Genomic DNA, 209 nt, shown 5'->3' on the forward strand with positions numbered 1-209 from the left:
CAGTCCACCTCGGCATTGGCGCTGACGATGCTGATCTCGTCGCGCGCCTGCACTTTCAACTCGTCGGCCTGCGCCTGAATGTCGATGGCGTCCTGGGCCGCGATCAGCTGCAGGCCGAGGCCGCCCTCGCCTGCCTTGACCGCGCCGCCCAGCACGCCGATCGCCTGGCCGCTGTGCGCCCGCATCTGGCCACCGGTGACGAACTGGCT

Annotated in this window: 1 protein-coding gene; it reads right to left on the reverse strand. The window is 69.9% G+C overall.

Going from position 1 to position 209, the window contains the following annotated elements; translation table 11 throughout:
- On the reverse strand, positions 1-209 hold a 209-nt coding region (locus ACCD07_RS32380), incomplete at both ends, for a DUF2345 domain-containing protein (RefSeq protein WP_413449701.1).

The sequence above is a fragment of the Duganella sp. Dugasp56 genome (assembly GCF_047304105.1).
GTDB lineage: Bacteria > Pseudomonadota > Gammaproteobacteria > Burkholderiales > Burkholderiaceae_D > Rugamonas > Rugamonas hordei.